The following is a 16,870-nucleotide window of genomic DNA, read 5'->3' on the forward strand; positions in this document are numbered from 1 at the left end:
TACTGAACGCTGTCGCCATGATAACGCTCAATATTCCAACAACCTGAATCCCTGGAGGCTCCTGCATTGGACGTCGGTGAACGACTGCAATCAATCCGCAAGCTCAAAGGTCTTTCCCAGCGTGAGCTCGCCAAACGCGCGGGCGTCACCAACAGCACGATTTCGATGATCGAGAAGAACAGCGTCAGCCCCTCGATCAGTTCGCTGAGGAAGGTGTTGGGCGGGATTCCCATGTCCATGGTCGAGTTCTTTTCCGAAGAAATCCTGCAGGAAAAACCGACTCAGATCGTCTACAAAGCCAACGAGCTGATCGATATTTCCGATGGTGCAGTGACCATGAAACTGGTCGGCCGGGCACACCCGAGCCGCGCTATCGCATTCCTCAATGAAATCTACCCGCCAGGCGCCGACACCGGTGACGAGATGCTCACCCATGAGGGCGAAGAAACCGGCATTTTGGTGGAAGGGCGACTGGAACTGGTGGTCGGGCTTGAAACATTTGTGCTCGAAGCTGGCGATAGCTACTACTTTGAAAGTACCAAGCCGCATCGTTTCCGTAATCCGTTCGATGCGCCGGCGCGACTAATCAGCGCAGCAACACCCGCGAACTTTTAAGGAAAGAGGCGCCCTGCCAGCATGGCCGAGGCACCCGAGACGTTTGACCGTTGCGCAACAAGACCCCTTCGACTTTGGGGTTGTTTCAGTGTCGCGGGCTTACCGCTATACTTGCGCCCGCCTGCGAACCGTGGCCGTAGGCGTGACTAGCCACCATTGAGGGTGAACGCGTGAATCTAATTATGAAAATGCTGGCCGCACCAGCAACCGTACTGGCCCTCTGGGCTGTCAGCGCTCAAGCTGCGACCAACGACGAAATCGCCAAGCGCCTTGAGCCAGTCGGCCAGGTCTGTGTCCAGGGCAAAGAGTGCAAGGGCATGGAAGTCGCCGCTGCGGCTGGCGGCGGCGGTGGTGCCAAGGCACCCAAGGATGTCATTGCCAAGCATTGCAATGCTTGCCACGGCACCGGCCTGCTGGGCGCGCCGAAGATCGGTGACAAAGCCGCGTGGAAAGAACGCGCCGATCACCAGGGCGGCCTCGACGGCATCCTGGCCAAAGCCATTACCGGTATCAACTCGATGCCGCCAAAAGGCACCTGCGCCGACTGCTCCGACGACGAGCTCAAGGGCGCCATCAAAGAGATGTCCGGCCTGTAACCCGTCCGCCTCTTTCGCGAAAAAGCCGCTTGCGAGCGGCTTTTTTGTGCCTGCAATTTGCCGCCCGAGGCTGTTCATTGCAGCAAAGACCCGGCAAGCTCGGTCCAACCCCAATTCATGGAATGTACGGGAGGATCGGATGGTGCAGCTGTGTTCTATCGAGCAAGCGGTCGACGAGGTGTTGGCGAGGTTGCCGGCGCATATCCACATGGGCCTGCCCTTGGGCCTGGGCAAACCCAACCCCTTCGTCAACGCGCTGTATCAACGTGTCGCGCAATTGCCGCAGCGGCAACTGACGATCTACACCGCCCTGTGCCTTGGCCGTCCCGCGTTGGGCGACGGATTGCAAAAGCGCTTTCTCGAGCCCTTCATCGAACGGGTCTTTGGCGATTATCCGGAGCTGGATTTCCTCGCCGCCCTGCAGCGCGACAACCTGCCATCCAACATTCACATCCAGCAGTTTTTCATGCAGCCGGGCAGCCTGCTCAACAGCGCGTCGGCCCAGCAGGATTACGTCAGCAGCAACTACAGCCATGCCGCCCGGGATATCAACGCCGCCGGGTTGAACCTGGTCGCGCAACGGGTGGCCAGCCATGTGGAACACCCCGATCGCTTGAGCCTGAGCTGCAACCCGGACATCACCCTGGACCTGTTGCCGATGATCGCCAGGCGCCGGGCGGCCGGGGAGACGGTCCTGATGGTCGGACAGGTGCACGACGATTTGCCCTACATGCCCGGTGACGCTGAAGTCGGCATCGACACTTTTGACCTGCTGATAGACGAGAAGGACAGCACCACGCTGTTTTCCACGCCGAACATGCCGGTGGGTTTGCAGGATCACTTCATTGGCCTGCACGCCAGTACGCTGGTGCGTGATGGCGGCACCCTGCAGATCGGCATCGGTTCCATGGGCGATGCGCTGACCGCTGCATTGCTGGCACGTCAGGCCGACAACGACGCCTACAAGGCTTTACTGAGCGACTTGGATCTGAGCCAATGGGCACGACTGATCGAGCGCGAGGGTGGCATCGAACCGTTCGCCAAGGGCCTTTACGGCTGCAGCGAAATGTTCGTCAACGGCTTGCTGGTGCTGGCCGATGCCGGGATCGTGCGGCGCAAGGTGTACCCGGATGTGCCGACCCAGCAGCAGGCCAACGCCGGCACCCTCGACGAAGCGGCGCAAACCGACGGTATTTCGGTGCATGGCGGCTTCTTCCTCGGCCCGCGCAGTTTCTATCAGCGCCTGCGCGAGTTGCCGCAGAGCAAGCGGCTCGAATTCAACATGACCCGCATCAGCTACATCAATGAGCTGTACGGGCAGGAAGAGCTCAAACGCCTGCAGCGGCTCGATGCACGATTTATCAACACCGCGTTTACCGTAACCCTGCTAGGCGCCGGTGTGGCGGATCAGCTGGAAGATGGGCGCGTGCTCAGCGGTGTAGGCGGACAGTACAACTTCGTTGCCCAAGGGCATGCGCTGGAGGGTGCACGGTCGGTGTTGCTGCTGCGCAGTTGGCGCGAGTCGGGCGGTGACGTCAGTTCCAACATTGTCTGGGAGTACGGTCATTGCACCATCCCGCGACACCTGCGGGACATCGTGGTCACCGAGTACGGCATTGCCGATCTTCGCGGCAAGACGGACGCGGCGGTGATCGAAGCCCTGCTGAACATCAGCGACTCGCGTTTTCAGCCGGGCTTGATCGAGCAGGCACGGAAGGTTGGCAAGTTGCCGAAGGATTTCCACCTGGATCCGCGTTTCACCGACAACACACCACAGCGTTTGCAGGCGATTCAGGCGCGGCATTCGCCGTTGTTTCCAGAATATCCGCTGGGTTGTGATTTCACGGAGGTGGAGCGGGATGTGTTGCGGGCGCTGAACTGGTTGAAGAGCAAGTTCAAACTGAGTGAAGTGCTGGAGTTGGGCAAGGCTGCGCTGGATGCGCCGGAGCCTGCATCGTTTTCCGAACATCTGGAGCGTATGCAGCTGACCAGACCTGAGGGACTGAAGGAGGACTTGTTTCAGCGGTTGTTGCTGACAGGTCTCAAGGCCACTACACCGGTCTGATCGTTCCCACGCTCTGCGTGGGAATGCCTCTTCGGACGCTCTGCGTTCGGCTCTTGATGGGACGCAGAGCGTCCCGGGCTGCATTCCCACGCAGAGCGTGGGAACGATCAATGCGGTGTGGCGGCTTTACTCGATGAAGGTCACGACGCCGCCAGCCAGCGACTGCACCCGCGCCAGCGACTCAACACGATAACCCTGGGCATCGAGCTCCGCACGACCGCCCTGGAACGACTTCTCGATCACGATCCCCAGGCCGGCCACGGTGGCACCAGCCTGCTTGATGATCGAGATCAGCGCCTGGGACGCCTTGCCGTTAGCCAGGAAGTCATCGATGATCAGTACGCGGTCGCTGCTGGTCAGGTGGCGCGGAGAAATCGCCACGGTGCTTTCGGTCTGCTTGGTGAACGAGTAAACGGTCGCCGACAGCAGGTTTTCAGTCAGGGTCAGGGACTGGTGCTTGCGAGCGAAAATCACCGGCACACCCAGGTTCAGGCCAGTCATGATCGCCGGCGCAATGCCCGACGCTTCAATGGTGACGATCTTGGTGATGCCCGAATCCTTGAACAGCGTGGCGAATTCATCGCCGATCAGCTTCATCAGGGCCGGGTCGATCTGGTGGTTCAGAAAGGCGTCGACTTTCAGGACCTGATCGGAAAGCACGATGCCTTCTTCGCGGATTTTCTTGTGCAGGGCTTCCATGAAGCTGTCCTCTTTTGGCGCCTTTTGCGCCGAAGGTCTAAATAAAGTGGTCAATTCTAGCGCTTTAACATCGCGCGTATATCTGCCAATGCGCTATTGCCACGCACGGCTTTGACTTCGGTTGGTGTGTCGTCGTTGCCTTCCCAGGCCAGGTCGTCCGGCGGCAGCTCATCGAGGAAGCGGCTCGGTGCGCAGTCGATGATCTCGCCGTACTGCTTGCGCTTGGCGGCAAAGGTGAAGGCCAGGGTCTGACGTGCGCGGGTAATGCCCACGTAGGCCAGGCGCCGCTCCTCTTCGATGGTGTCGGCTTCGATGCTGGAGCGGTGCGGAAGAATTTCCTCTTCCATGCCCATGATGAACACGTAAGGGAATTCCAGGCCCTTGGAAGCGTGCAAGGTCATCATCTGCACGCCTTCGGCACCTTCTTCCTCTTCCTGCTGACGCTCGAGCATATCGCGCAGCACCAGTTTGCCAATGGCGTCCTCGACGGTCATCTCGCCTTCTTCGTCCTTCTCGAGCGTGTTTTTCAACGCTTCGATCAGGAACCACACGTTGCCCATGCGGTAGTCGGCGGCCTTGTCGCTGGAGCTGTTGGTGCGCAGCCAGTTCTCGTAGTCGATGTCCATGACCATGCTGCGCAGGGCCGAGATCGGGTCTTCGCCAGCGCATTGCTCGCGAACCTTGTCCATGAAGCGCTTGAAGCGCGACAGGCGATCGGTGAAGCGGCTGTCCAGATGCTCGCCCAGGCCGATTTCGTCGGTGGCGGCATACATCGAGATTTTTCGCTCGGTGGCGTAGTTGCCCAGCTTCTCCAACGTCGTCGAACCGATCTCGCGGCGTGGGACGTTGATCACGCGCAGGAAGGCGTTGTCGTCGTCCGGGTTCACGATCAGGCGGAAGTAGGCCATCAGGTCTTTCACTTCCTGGCGCCCGAAGAAGCTGTTGCCGCCGGACAGGCGATAGGGAACCTGATGATGCTGCAACTTCAGTTCAATCAACTTGGCCTGATAGTTACCCCGGTACAGGATCGCGAAATCGCTGTAAGGCCGGTCGGTGCGCAAGTGCAGGCTGAGGATTTCCACGGCCACGCGCTCGGCTTCGGCGTCTTCGTTGCGGCAGCGGATCACTCGGATCTCGTCGCCGTGGCCCATTTCACTCCACAGCTGCTTTTCGAATTCGTGGGGGTTGTTCGAAATCAGCACGTTGGCGCAGCGCAGGATGCGGCTGGTGGAGCGGTAGTTCTGCTCCAGCATCACCACTTTCAGGGACGGGTAGTCGTCCTTGAGCAGCATCAGGTTTTCCGGGCGGGCGCCGCGCCAGGCGTAGATCGACTGGTCGTCGTCGCCAACCACGGTGAACTGATTGCGTTTGCCGATCAGCATCTTCACCAGCAAGTACTGGCTGGCGTTGGTGTCCTGGTATTCGTCCACCAGCAGGTAACGCACCTTGTTCTGCCACTTTTCCAGAATGTCGGCGTGCTCTTCGAACAGTTTCACCGGCAGCAGGATCAGGTCGTCGAAGTCCACCGCGTTGAACGCCTTGAGCGTGCGCTGGTAGTGGGTGTAGACGATGGCGGCAGTCTGTTCCTTGGGGTTACGCGCGTTTTCCAGGGCCTGGGCCGGCAGGATCAGGTCGTTTTTCCAGGCGCCGATCATGTTCTTGATCTCGTCGACGCCGTCGTCGCCCGAGTATTCCTTCTGCATGATGTCGGTCATCAGGGCCTTGACGTCGGTCTCGTCGAAAATCGAGAAACCGGGTTTGTAGCCCAGCCGCACGTGTTCCTTGCGGATGATGTTCAGGCCCAGGTTGTGGAAGGTGCAGACCGTCAGGCCGCGGCCTTCACCGGCGCGCAGCAGGGTGCCGACCCGCTCCTTCATCTCGCGCGCGGCCTTGTTGGTGAAGGTCATGGCGACGATGTACTGGGCGCGGATGCCGCAGTTCTGGATCAGGTGGGCAATCTTTCGGGTGATCACGCTGGTCTTGCCGGAGCCTGCACCGGCGAGCACCAAAAGAGGGCCGCCGACGTAGCTCACGGCTTCTTGCTGCCGGGGATTGAGTCGGGACATAGGTAAATTCAGGAGTCAGTCACGAAATGGGCCGGCATTTTAACAGGCTCAGCGAATTGTGCTGCTCTCTCCGACTTGTGACGTATAACGCGATCTGTATTTGCCGGTTTTGTTACTTTCACGCAGGATGCACAACAAAATCGCGTCTAATGTTCGTAATTCCGGATACAAAGGCCTCGGATGTCCATTGGTCATCAGGGATCGGCGCGGCATAATGCCGCCGCCTACATCTTTGCAGAGTCTAGGGAGCTAGATTGTCTACGCCTGTCGAACCCTTGCGTTTGCTGCTACTGGCCGAAGAGCCAGCGTGGGCAGCGTTGTTGCGCGAGTGTCTGGCTCCGATGGGGAGCTCGGCCGTGCTCATCAGCGCTCCGAGCTGGGAGTCGGTCAGCAGTCTGTTCGATGACAGCCGCAGTGCGGTGTTGTTGACGATCCCGGCTCTCCAGCCGGCGCCGGGCCGTTGCTGCCTGCCGACGGTGTTGCTGCTCGAGCATGAGCCCCTGATTCCGCCCGATGGCGTCAGCGACTGGCTGGTACGCGATCATCTCGACCCGGGCATGCTGCGCCGTTGCCTGCGCCATGTGCGTGAGCGCGGCTTGCTGGAAAACACCCTGCAACGCCTGGCCGAGCAGGATCCGCTGACCGGCATCGCCAACCGCCAGGGTTTCCAGACCCTGCTGACGGCACGGCTGGCGGAAAACGACGGACGCGGCCTGGCCCTCGGTCATCTTGATCTCGACAACTTCCGTTACGCCAACGATGCCCTCGGCCACCAGGCCGGCGACCGCCTGATCCTGCAGGTGGTCGCACGGCTCAAAGGCCAACTCGAAGCCGGCGATCAGCTGGCGCGACTCGGCAGCGACGAGTTCGCCTTGCTGATCGACACCCGCCGCGCCCCTCAACGCGCGGAATGGATGGCCGAGCGCATCACCGAAGCGCTGGCCGAGCCCTATTGGGTCGACGGCGAAAGCCTGCTGATCGGCTCCAGCCTGGGCATTGCCCATGCCCGGGCACAGGCGGGCGCCGACCCGTTGATGTGGCACGCGCATATCGCCATGCAGCAGGCCAAGAGCACCCAGGGCTGTACGTTTCATATTTTCAACGAACGCATCAACCGCAATGCCCGCAGCGTCGCCGACCTCGAAACCGAGCTACGCCGGGCCTTGCGCCGCGATGAGCTGGAGTTGCATTACCAGCCCCGGATGAACCTTGAAGACGGGCAAATCGTCGGCCTCGAAGCCTTGGTGCGCTGGCGCCATGCCGAGCGCGGCTTGCTGCCACCGAGCGAGTTCGTGCCCCTGGCCGAGCAGAGCGGTTTGATCGTGCCACTGGGTTACTGGGTCATTTCCCGGGCCTTACGCGATATGCAGGCGTTGCTTGAGCTCGGTTTGCCGCCGTTGCACATGGCGATCAACCTGTCGTTCCGGCAGTTTCAGGACAGCCAGTTGCTCTCGACCCTGAGCCGCTTGATCAGCGAGCGCGGTGTCGAAGCGCAATGGCTGGAATTCGAACTGACCGAAACCGCGGTCATGCGCCGCAGCGACCTGGTGAAGCAGACCATGGACGCCCTTGGGCGCCTGGGTGTGCGCTTCTCCCTCGATGACTTCGGTACCGGTTTTTCATCCTTCGTGCACCTCAACAGCCTGCCGATCACGTTGCTGAAGATCGACAAGAGCTTTGTCGGCGGCATGGAGCAGCGCCAGGAAAACCGCCAACTGGTGCACGCGATGATCAACCTGGCGCACAACCTCAACCTGGAAGTGGTCGCCGAGGGCGTGGAAACACCGGAGCAACTGGAGCTGTTGCGCGGGTTCAATTGCGATCAGGTGCAGGGGTATTTGATCAGCAAGCCGTTGCCGTTGGCGGATCTGGTGGAATACCTGATGTTTGACGGCAATCAGCAGGCGCCGCTGGAAATCGTCGTTTAAACGCAAAACCTGTAGGAGCGAGCTTGCTCGCGAATGCGGTGGGTCAGTCGACAAATGTGTTGAATGACGAACCGCCTTCGCTGGCAAGCCAGCTCCTACAATTTTTCATTCGGCCTGGATGGCGTCGAAACGGTCTGGCACCGGCTCCCGCCGAATCATCCCCTTCATCTTCCACTCAAACGCCAGCGTCAGGGCCACCGCTGCACAGGCCAGCCCCAGCGCCAACCCCCACCAGACGCCCGTTGGCCCCCAGTCCAGGTGAAACGCCATCCACCAGGCTGCCGGGGCGCCAATCAGCCAGTAGCAGCCCAGTCCCACCAGGAAGGTGGTCTTGGCGTCCTTGAGCCCGCGAATGCAGCCCATGGCGATGGTTTGCGTGCCGTCGAACAGCTCGAACCACGCCGCCACTGCCAGCAGGCTCACGGCCAGGTTGATGACGTCGCGAAACGCCGGGTCGTTGTGATCGAGAAACAGCCCGACCAGCTGGTTCGGCAAAAGCCAGAAGACCATCGCAAAACACAGCATCGCCGCCGCGCCGAAAGCCAGGCCAACCCTTCCGGCCAGCCGTGCGTCCAGCAACTGCCCGGCACCGTAATGCTGACCGATGCGCATGGTGATCGCGTAGGAAATCCCCGCGGGCACCATGAAGGCCACCGAGACGATTTGCAGTGCGATCTGGTGCGCCCCCAGTTGCGTGCTGCCCATGGTGCCCATGCACAGCGCGGCGAAGGCAAACAGCCCGACCTCCACGGCGTAGGTGCCGCCAATCGGCAGGCCCAGGCGCCACAGTTCCTTCAGATACTTGCGGTTGAGCCGCGACAAGCCCTGGCGCAGTGGGTAGGCGTCGTAGGCCGGGTGCCGGCGAATGTGCCACGCCAGCGCCAGGGCCATCAGGTTGGCGACAATCGCCGTGACCAGGCCGATGCCCATCAGCCCCAGTTTCGGCAAGCCGAACATTCCGGTGATCAACGCGTAGTTCAGCAGGAAGTTGGCGACGGTACCGCCCAGGCTGATGACCATTACCGGCGTTGCCCGGCCGATGGCACTGGTAAAGCCACGCAGGGCCATGAAGCTCAGGTAGCCGGGCAGGGCGAACGGCAGGAAGATCAGGAATTGACCGGCCGACTGGACGTTGCTTTCGGTCTGGCCGAACAGCAGCAGTACCGGCTTGAGGTTCCACAGCAGCAGGCCGGCGCCCAGCGCCATCAACCATGCCAGCCAAAGCCCGGCCTGGGTCAACCGGGTGGCGCCGAGAATATCGCCGGCACCTTGGCGGATGGCCACCAGTGTGCCGACCGCCGCGATCACGCCGATGCAGAAAATCGACACGAACGAATAGGTCGCCGCGCCAAGTCCACCGCCAGCCAGTGCCTCGGGGCTCAGGCGCGCCATCATCAGGGTGTCGGTGAGGACCATCAGCATGTGCGCCAACTGCGAGGCGATCAACGGCCCCGCCAGCCGCAGGATGGCCCAGAGTTCAATACGCGCTGGATGCTGCATGGTCATCACGCTCGTTTATCAAAGAGAACAGGAAAGCGTCGATTCTCGGCGCTCTGCGGCGTTTGCACAAAGGGATAAAAAGGATGGGTAGCATGATTCAAACTCATGCTGGAGAGTTTCTGCTAGGGTACTCAAAATTGCTGTAGGAGCTTTCCTGATGTCCCGTCGTCTTCCTCCTTTATATGCCCTGCGCGCATTCGAAGCGGCGGCGCGGTACACGTCGTTTACCCGGGCCGCGGAAGAGCTGTCGATTACCCAAAGTGCAGTCAGTCGGCATATTCGTACCCTCGAAGAGCATTTTGCCTGCCGGCTGTTTCACCGCAGTGGCCGTAATCTGCAGCTGACCGAGTCGGCGCGATTGATCCTGCCGGGTATTCGTGACGGTTTCACCGCCTTGGAGCGCGCCTGCAATACCTTGCGCGCCGAAGACGACATCCTGCGCATGAAAGCCCCGTCGACCTTGACCATGCGCTGGTTGCTGGCGCGGCTCAGCCGTTTTCGGCACCTTCAACCGGGCAATGAAGTACAGCTGACCAGCGCCTGGATGGACATTGACTCGGTGGACTTCAATCAGGAACCGTTCGATTGCGCCGTGATCCTCAGCAACGGGCATTTCCCGCCGGACTGGGAGGCTACTTTGTTATTTCCAGAGGAACTGATTCCGGTGGGCGCGCCTAACCTTCTGAACGATCAGCCTTGGGACGTTGCACGCCTGGCCAGCACCGAACTGCTCCACCCAACGCCCGACCGTCGCGACTGGCGCAGTTGGCTGGAGCGCATGGGCCTGACCGATCAAGTCTCACTCAAGGGCGGCCAGGTGTTCGACACGCTGGAGCTGGGGATGATCGCCGCCGCCCGAGGCTATGGCGTGTCCATGGGCGATTTGTTGATGGTGGCTGAGGATGTTGCGCAGGGGCGTCTGAGCTTGCCGTGGCCGACGGCGGTCGCCAGCGGTGAGAATTATTACCTGGTCTGGCCGAAAACCCGCCCCGGAGGCGAGCGTTTGCGCCGCCTCAGCGTTTTCCTCCTGGGCGAGGTTCGGGCCATGGAGCTACCGGCGGTCGAGCACCTGGGTCACCTCAATTCAGCAACAAGCTAATTGCACTTGGCATTGCTGGAGACTTCCTTGCTCGCCTGTTTCAACAGGTTACCCAACTCAGCCGCATTGGTGCTGTTGTAAATCCGCCCCCCGGTGTTTTCAGCGATACAGCGTGACGGGCCGCCAGCACCGATTTTCACCACGTTGACCCGAAGGCGCGGTTGTTCCCTGGCGATTCGACGGGAAACCGCGCAAACGTCCTGCCCGCAACCGTCTTCGCCGTCGACAAACATCACGATGACCGCATCGTTATTGCGCCCGTCGACGGTACTCGCCGCGTGGGCCAGGCTGTCGGCCAGCGGTGTGCCGTCGTCTGGAATCAGGCCTCGAATCCCGTTGATCAGCCGCGGGCGGTCGCCGAACTTGTACATACCCCGGTCCGGTGTTCTTTCGCAGCCGGCGAAGGTGATCAGGCGCGTGTCGATTTTCGGGTCCAGCCCGTTGATCATGCCGGCCAGCGATTCCTTGGCGACATCCATGCGGCTGGGTTTGGAGGTGAGCCGCATGGTGCGGTTCGGGTCCAGGAGCTTGTTGATGTCAGGACCGTAGAACCAGTCCTCGTCGGCTTTCACTGACTTGATGTTCAAATCCATCGAGCCCGAAGTGTCGAGCACCACCACGAACTGCGGGACCTCTGACTTCGGCGCTGTTTTGCGGCATGCGAAGTTGTCCAGCGTCGGGGCGGGTGGCGGGGCCGCCACTTCCGGTTTTGGCGGGGGAACCGGTTTGGGTGGCGGGGTCGGCTTGGGTTCCGGTGCGGGAGCGGGAGCCGGTGCCGGTTTGGGTGGCGGGACCGGCTTGGGTTCCGGTACCGGTACCGGTTCTGGCTTGGGTTCTGGTGGCGGAACAGGTTTCGGTTCCGGTTCCACGACTGGCGCGGGGACAGGCTCAACCGGCTTCTCAACGGGCTTCTCAACCGGTTTCTCCGCAGGCGTAACCACCGGCGCTACAGGCGCTACAGGCGGAACCACGACAACCGGCTCACGGTGCAGGAACCACCAGAGCCAGAGCGCCAGAAGCAGCAACAACAGCGCGAGCAAGGCCGCCGCGAGCCACCAGCCACGCCGCGATGGCGCTACGACCGGCGCCACCGGAATTACCGGTGGCACGATCGGTTTGGGCGGACGCTGGTTCCAGCGCACCACCAAAGGCTCACCGTTGAGGCTGTAGAGTTTGTCCAGTTCAGGCGTGCCGAGCAGGCTGCGCAGGTCATCCGCTTCCGTCGGTTGACCGCGTTTTTGCAGTTCATCCGCCAGCTGTCCGAGGGACGTCTGACGCACCTCATAGGTTTGCAGCAAACGTCGTTGCGCGTCCTCGTTGAGATCGGCATAAGGCGTGGGTTGGCCGCCCAGTTCCGTCCACCATTCCAGCACGTCGCCGCTGCCCATCCGCGGGATGGCAAACAGGCTGGCGACGGTCGGCGGAAAGTGTTTCTGGATGAGGGCGACTTTGGCTTGCAGTGCACTCATCCCCTCCGATGTGGCTTGCGCATCCCTGATGACCCGCTGCATGACGATGATTCCTGAAAAAAGCAGGCATCCGTCGGGATGCCCTGCGGGGTGAAAAGTTACTCTTCGTAGCCGAGGCTGAATTGCAGCTGATTGACCTTCTTCTGCAACGTTTTCAGCTCTTGCTGCTTGGCCGCCAGCGCCGCTGGCGTAGGTTTGGCCGTTGGCGCTACTTGCGTAGCCTTGAGCTGCTTCTCGAGGTCGGCAATCTGCTTCTGCACCTGGGCTTCATTGCCACGCCGGGCCTTGAGCGAGTTCAGCAATTGCGTCAGCGACTGATTCAGCGCCGCCTGGGATTTCTGCTGGCTGGCCAGATCGGCCTTGGTGCTGAGCTGCTGGGCCTGAATGTTCTCGTACACCTGACGGAACATTGCGTTTTGCCGTCGGGACTCGCTCAGGGCCTCTTCCTTCTGCTTGACCTGATCGCTGTAACCACCGGAATAGTCACAGTTCATCTTGGTCAGCATGCTGCTGTCGCGATTGGTCGCATCGCATTCGCCAGGCGTGGTCGCGCAACCGCTCAGGGCCAGGACGGCAGTGATGACCATCAGTTGTCGTAGCGTCATGTGCTTAACCCAGGGTAATTGCGGAGCGTTGGCTGTATAGAGCGTCGACTTCCTTCTGCAGGCTGACGACTTTCTGGTTCATTCTCTGAATGTTCATCTCCACTTGCCTGATCTCGGCGCTGGAGCCTTGTGAACGCTCGGCGTCTGCCACCTTGCGGTACTCGGTGACTTTGGTACGCATGTTGGCAAGGTCTTTGCGCAGGCGTGCGATGTCCGAATCGATCCCGGCGATTTGCGCCTGGGCCCTGCTCTTGTCGACTTTCTTGTTGGCGATGTCCTTTTTGATCTGGGCAATTTGCGCACGGTCATCATTGATCACTTGCTGGGCGGTCGCCGTCCGGGCGATCACGTTCTGCGTGTCTTGTTCGACGTCGCTGTTCATCTTCGCCAGGCGGGTGGTGGTGTCGGCGTATTGGGCGCGACGTTGATCCAGGTAATAGTTCGCGCCCATGGCCACGCCACACGCGGTAATACCGGCGGCGATGACGCACACGGTTTTGTTGTTGCTGTTGGACAGCGCGCAAGCGAGGATGCCGACACCGGCGCCGACGGCACAGGCCTGGTATCCGGACTTGCTGAAGAACTCTGCGTCATTGCCCTGGGTCAGGCGCGGGTCGGGACCTTCACTTTCGCCATCGCCGAGCATGGAACTGCCAGTGTTGGCGCAACCGGTCATTAGCAGGCTGCTGGCGACTACGAAAGCGATCTGTAGTTTGAAGCGAGTCCAAAGGCTGCGCGACATGGTGAAACTCCTACGTAACGGTGTTGACGCGTTGTTATTGAGTGACGGTTTTGCAGCTGTTCAGCCAGGCTGCAGTGTCGATTTTCTGCTTTTGCAGGAACGCTTTCTGATTGGCCCAGTGCGTGCGCAAATAAGGTTTCAGGTCTTGCAACTGTTTGTTGCGGGTGATGATTTCTTCCATCACCGGGACTTGCGTTTCAAGCAGTGGCTGGCCGTACAAAGTAGCCGACTCCACCAGGCTGCTGGCGTAGTAACGGCTGAGTTTGTGCAGGCGATCCTTTTGCTCCTCGAGCTTGCCTTTACGCATGTCGCAACTGGCGTCTTTGTCCGTGCCTTCGCAATTGAGCTTGTAGTTCTTTTGCAGGAAGTCCACGTACTGGCCGTCGTCGAGCATCTTGGTGCACAGGAACGCACCCAGGTTGAGGCTGGCGCGGATCGCCTGGTCGCGGGTTTCTTCCTGCTGCTGGTTGCTGGCGCGCAGCTGGTTCTCGAGGGCCTGGAGCTTTTCCTTGAGCGCTTTGTCTTCGACGCCCGAGGCGAGGCTGTTCAGCGATTGCACGGTGCCTTTGTCGGCGGATTCGGGTTCCTGGCTGCCGGTGCCGAGTTTCTTCCAGCTGCTTTCGATGCTGGCGACTCGTTCGCGAGAGGTGAGGGTCGGGGAGACCAGCACCAATCGCAGGCCGGTGGTCTTGTTTTTCACCTGGCCTTCGGCATTGTAATACGGTTCTTCCTTACGTAATGCAGTATGCAGGTCGGCCTGCGCGGTCAGGTAGTTTCCGCCACGGACGACGTAGCCACCGGCCTGACCGTGCTGGCGGTCGAGTTTGTTCAGGCGAAACGGCTCGAACATCATTTCGTCGACGTTACCGAGCATGTCATGCAGGCCCAGCGGGTTGGGCTTTTGCAGGCCGGTCAATTGCACTTTGCCATTAGACGATTGCGCCCCGGCGAACCACTCGTAGGCGTTGATGCCTTCTGGCATCGGGTAGTGCGTGTCGCGGAATTCAGCAGCACCGACCTCCAGCCCGCCGCGCGCGGCGAACTCCCACTCGACCTCGGTCGGCAGGCGCAGGAAACCCAAGGCGCCGTCCTCCTTCGGCAGCTTGCCGGCGGCGTTTTTGCGCAGCCACAGGTTGTACTTGTCGGCGGCGTCGATGGCTTGCACCCAGCTCACCGCCGTTTGCGGCAAGCGCAGCTTGGTGGCGGCGGTGGGGCAGGTCGCTTCGGTCAGCGCGGCGTATTGCAACTGACTCATCTCGTACTTGGCCATCAGGTAGTAGCGGGACTTGTCGTTCTTGGCCCCGGTAAAACTGCCGGCGATAAAGGTCGGTCGAGTCTGCTCGACATAGCCGTACTCCGCGCCGTCCTGACCGATATTGATCGGGTAGTCATCCAAGGGACCTGCGACCGGAATGAACACCTTGCGAAACACCATCGAGCCGTCGCAGGGCATCGGCAGCACGACGTCGCCAGCCTCGGGCTGCGGGTTGTAATACTTCTCTTCCCAGCCCGCCGCCGAGGCGTCGAGCAAGTAGCCGAGGCTCAGGGGTAACAGCAAGCCAAAACGTTTATAGCTCACGCAGACTCTCCGCAGGTTGGATGTTGATGGCTCTCAGGGCGCCGATCATGGCCACCAGTGCAGCGACCAGGAAGGTCAGGAGCAGGGCGGCCAGGCCATGCCAAACAGTGATGTGGCAAACGAAGGTGCCGGTGGCCTGGCTGCCGCCGAGCAGGTAGTCGAACAAATGACTGCCCACGGCATAAGACCCCAGCCCGCCCACGTAGCCGGCCAGACTCAGCACCAGCGCTTGCAGGACCACGAAACCGCCGACGGACCTGCGCTTGAAACCCAGCAGGCGCAGGACTGCCAGGCTTTTGCGTTTACGATCGATGTTGGCCAGGAACGCGCCAACCATGGACGCCACGCAGCCGATCAGTGCCGCGATGGCGATCACACCGAAGATCAACCCCAGCACATGATTGATGGCTTTGACGTTGTCGATGTCGGCCAGTCGGCTCGACGTTTCGATGTGTTGTTCGTTGAGCCAGTGTTCCAGCGGCGCGACTTGATCGATGTCGCGCGCATACACGCGGGCGCGGGCATATAGCGGTTGCAGATTATCCTGAGGCTTGCCGGTGGTAATGCCGAACTCACTGACCTGATAACCGTCGCGAAAGCGCTCCAGAGCCAGCAACAGCGGCGGGGCGACAAACCCGGCAGCGCGACCGAAGCGGGCACCGTCGAGCACGGCCAGTACCGTCAGCGTCATCTCGCCACGTTCATTGACACCATCCAAGCGGCGCAAGGCCCGCAGCTGCACGCTGTCACCGGCCTTGGCTTGCAGGCGTTGCGCTGCGCTGGCGCTGAGGATCACTTGATTGCCGACGGGGGTGAGTGACGCCAGGTTCAGTTGTGGGTCGCCGGGCTCGGTGGCGATGATTTCGGCGCCTTCGACAAACCGTTGCATGCCGATCAGCAGGTCAGCCTGGGTATTGAGCGAGCGGGTCTGGCCGAGGGCAAAACCGGTCTCGGGGCGCTGGCGCAAACGCTCGATCCAGGCCGAGTCGTAGTTGCCGTTGCTGAGCATCTTCACTTCAAGGTTGCGCGGGTCGCGCAGCAGTTCGTCCTGCAGCTGGCTGACCACCCCGTGCTTGAGCCCGAACAGCAACAACAACGGCGCGATCACCGCCACCAGGGAGGCGGCGATACACAGTGAGACCTTGCGGTCGTGCCACAGGTCTTGCAGTGCCAGTGAGCCCAGCAGGTGCAAGCGATCAATCCATCGGTTCAAACAGCGTCTCCCCTTGATGGCTGATAGCGCCGAGTCGCGGCAAGCCGAAATCCTTCAGCAAGGCCCAGTCATGGGATACAACGAGCGCACTCAGGCCCATGCTCGACACCAGGCTCAGGAGCAACTCGAACAAACGCCGTGCACCGTGAGGGTCGAGCGCGGCGGTCGGCTCATCGGCCAACAGCAGCAGCGGTTCATGGGCAATTGCCCGAACGCAGGCAACGCGCTGGCGTTCGCCGATCGACAAGGCCTGGGGTTGTTTATCCAGCAACCCTTGCAGGCGCAACACGTCAACGGCGTGGTCGATGTGATCGCTCCTGGCTGGCATCCCGAGCAGACGGCGCGGCAGGCTGATGTTGTCGCGCACACTCAGGAACGGCAGCAAGCCGCCGCTCTGCAAAATGAATCCAAGATGCCGTGAACGCACCGCTGCAAGAGCAGGCTGGTCGTCAGTGGCCAGCAATTGGGCGATATCCTGGGCGTGCGTCGGGCCCAGCCGAAAGCGCTCGAGTTCCACCGGCGCGAGCAACAGGCCGATGGCTTCGAGCAACGTGCTTTTGCCGCTGCCGCTCTCGCCGGTGATGGCGAGGATTTCCCCGGCGCGGACCTGCAAGTGCGGCAGTCGCACATGATGAGCCTGTGCGCCTTCACCACGGCGCACCAGCAGGTTCTTGATATCGAGCATCGGCGTCTC

The 16,870-nt window shown here is 61.0% G+C and carries 14 protein-coding genes; 5 read left to right on the forward strand and 9 right to left on the reverse strand.

Features of this window, described 5'->3' with window-relative positions; genetic code table 11:
• Positions 1-66: 66 nt before the first annotated feature.
• From HFK74_RS02150 to HFK74_RS02160, 3 genes are all read left to right on the forward strand, one after another.
• Positions 67-615 (forward strand): cupin domain-containing protein, encoded by a 549-nt coding sequence (locus HFK74_RS02150; protein WP_007947433.1) that lies wholly within the window; start codon positions 67-69, stop codon positions 613-615.
• A gap of 182 nt (positions 616-797) precedes the next feature.
• The gene (locus tag HFK74_RS02155) at positions 798-1,211 is read left to right on the forward strand and encodes a cytochrome c5 family protein (protein WP_306669899.1); all 414 of its coding nucleotides are present in this window, start codon (positions 798-800) and stop codon (positions 1,209-1,211) included.
• Between the two features lie 139 nt (positions 1,212-1,350).
• On the forward strand, positions 1,351-3,276 hold the full coding sequence (locus tag HFK74_RS02160) for an acetyl-CoA hydrolase/transferase family protein (RefSeq protein ID WP_180202159.1): 1,926 nt from the start codon (positions 1,351-1,353) through the stop codon (positions 3,274-3,276).
• Positions 3,277-3,402: 126 nt separating this feature from the next.
• Here the strand turns inward: HFK74_RS02160 and HFK74_RS02165 are convergent, their stop codons facing one another.
• Together HFK74_RS02165 and rep are read right to left on the reverse strand one after the other, a co-directional pair.
• Positions 3,403-3,975: a xanthine phosphoribosyltransferase gene (locus HFK74_RS02165; RefSeq protein ID WP_020799401.1), complete on the reverse strand. Its 573-nt coding sequence runs from the start codon at positions 3,973-3,975 to the stop codon at positions 3,403-3,405.
• A gap of 56 nt (positions 3,976-4,031) precedes the next feature.
• The gene (gene rep / locus HFK74_RS02170) at positions 4,032-6,041 is read right to left on the reverse strand and encodes a DNA helicase Rep (RefSeq protein WP_008054626.1); all 2,010 of its coding nucleotides are present in this window, start codon (positions 6,039-6,041) and stop codon (positions 4,032-4,034) included.
• A gap of 254 nt (positions 6,042-6,295) precedes the next feature.
• On the opposite strand from rep, the gene HFK74_RS02175 reads away from it, so the two are divergent.
• Entirely contained in the window at positions 6,296-7,969 is a 1,674-nt protein-coding gene (locus tag HFK74_RS02175; RefSeq protein WP_180202160.1) for a bifunctional diguanylate cyclase/phosphodiesterase, read from the forward strand.
• 105 nt (positions 7,970-8,074) lie between these two features.
• Here HFK74_RS02175 and HFK74_RS02180 read toward each other — a convergent pair whose 3' ends face one another.
• Positions 8,075-9,469, reverse strand: coding sequence for a NorM family multidrug efflux MATE transporter (locus HFK74_RS02180; RefSeq protein ID WP_180202472.1), 1,395 nt, complete (start codon positions 9,467-9,469; stop codon positions 8,075-8,077).
• Between the two features lie 157 nt (positions 9,470-9,626).
• On the opposite strand from HFK74_RS02180, the gene HFK74_RS02185 reads away from it, so the two are divergent.
• Complete coding sequence (locus tag HFK74_RS02185; protein WP_180202161.1) at positions 9,627-10,568, forward strand: LysR substrate-binding domain-containing protein; 942 nt, start codon at positions 9,627-9,629, stop codon at positions 10,566-10,568.
• Here the strand turns inward: HFK74_RS02185 and HFK74_RS02190 are convergent.
• Genes HFK74_RS02190 through HFK74_RS02215 form a run of 6 tightly spaced genes read right to left on the reverse strand, consistent with a single transcriptional unit; the run spans position 10,565 to position 16,861 of the window.
• Positions 10,565-12,079 carry a VWA domain-containing protein gene (locus tag HFK74_RS02190; RefSeq protein ID WP_180202162.1) on the reverse strand — a complete coding sequence of 505 codons (1,515 nt, stop codon included), beginning with the start codon at positions 12,077-12,079 and terminating at the stop codon, positions 10,565-10,567. The genes HFK74_RS02185 and HFK74_RS02190 overlap by 4 nt on opposite strands.
• 56 nt (positions 12,080-12,135) lie before the next feature.
• On the reverse strand, positions 12,136-12,642 hold the full coding sequence (locus HFK74_RS02195; RefSeq protein ID WP_180202163.1) for a hypothetical protein: 507 nt from the start codon (positions 12,640-12,642) through the stop codon (positions 12,136-12,138).
• Positions 12,643-12,646: 4 nt separating this feature from the next.
• A complete protein-coding gene (locus tag HFK74_RS02200) occupies positions 12,647-13,384 on the reverse strand; it encodes a hypothetical protein (protein WP_180202164.1) in 738 nt (245 codons plus the stop codon).
• A 34-nt stretch (positions 13,385-13,418) separates the two neighbouring features.
• Positions 13,419-14,963 carry an SUMF1/EgtB/PvdO family nonheme iron enzyme gene (locus tag HFK74_RS02205; protein WP_180202165.1) on the reverse strand — a complete coding sequence of 515 codons (1,545 nt, stop codon included), beginning with the start codon at positions 14,961-14,963 and terminating at the stop codon, positions 13,419-13,421.
• Positions 14,953-16,176 (reverse strand): ABC transporter permease, encoded by a 1,224-nt coding sequence (locus HFK74_RS02210; RefSeq protein WP_180202166.1) that lies wholly within the window; start codon positions 16,174-16,176, stop codon positions 14,953-14,955. The genes HFK74_RS02205 and HFK74_RS02210 overlap by 11 nt, the downstream gene beginning before the upstream one ends.
• On the reverse strand, positions 16,160-16,861 hold the full coding sequence (locus tag HFK74_RS02215) for an ABC transporter ATP-binding protein (protein WP_180202167.1): 702 nt from the start codon (positions 16,859-16,861) through the stop codon (positions 16,160-16,162). Before HFK74_RS02215 ends, HFK74_RS02210 begins: the two co-directional genes overlap by 17 nt.
• Positions 16,862-16,870 lie beyond the last annotated feature (9 nt).

Origin of the sequence: Pseudomonas sp. SbOxS1, assembly GCF_013416725.1 — a bacterium.
GTDB lineage: Bacteria > Pseudomonadota > Gammaproteobacteria > Pseudomonadales > Pseudomonadaceae > Aquipseudomonas.

Coding starts and splice junctions, on each gene's coding strand:
- HFK74_RS02195 (WP_180202163.1), bottom strand. CDS start 12,642: ATGACGCTACGACAACTGATGGTCATCACTGCCGTCCTGGCCCTGAGC.
- HFK74_RS02180 (WP_180202472.1), bottom strand. CDS start 9,469: ATGCAGCATCCAGCGCGTATTGAACTCTGGGCCATCCTGCGGCTGGCG.
- HFK74_RS02200 (WP_180202164.1), bottom strand. CDS start 13,384: ATGTCGCGCAGCCTTTGGACTCGCTTCAAACTACAGATCGCTTTCGTA.
- HFK74_RS02215 (WP_180202167.1), bottom strand. CDS start 16,861: ATGCTCGATATCAAGAACCTGCTGGTGCGCCGTGGTGAAGGCGCACAG.
- HFK74_RS02160 (WP_180202159.1), top strand. CDS start 1,351: ATGGTGCAGCTGTGTTCTATCGAGCAAGCGGTCGACGAGGTGTTGGCG.
- HFK74_RS02190 (WP_180202162.1), bottom strand. CDS start 12,079: ATGCAGCGGGTCATCAGGGATGCGCAAGCCACATCGGAGGGGATGAGT.
- HFK74_RS02165 (WP_020799401.1), bottom strand. CDS start 3,975: ATGGAAGCCCTGCACAAGAAAATCCGCGAAGAAGGCATCGTGCTTTCC.
- HFK74_RS02155 (WP_306669899.1), top strand. CDS start 798: ATGAAAATGCTGGCCGCACCAGCAACCGTACTGGCCCTCTGGGCTGTC.
- rep (WP_008054626.1), bottom strand. CDS start 6,041: ATGTCCCGACTCAATCCCCGGCAGCAAGAAGCCGTGAGCTACGTCGGC.
- HFK74_RS02185 (WP_180202161.1), top strand. CDS start 9,627: ATGTCCCGTCGTCTTCCTCCTTTATATGCCCTGCGCGCATTCGAAGCG.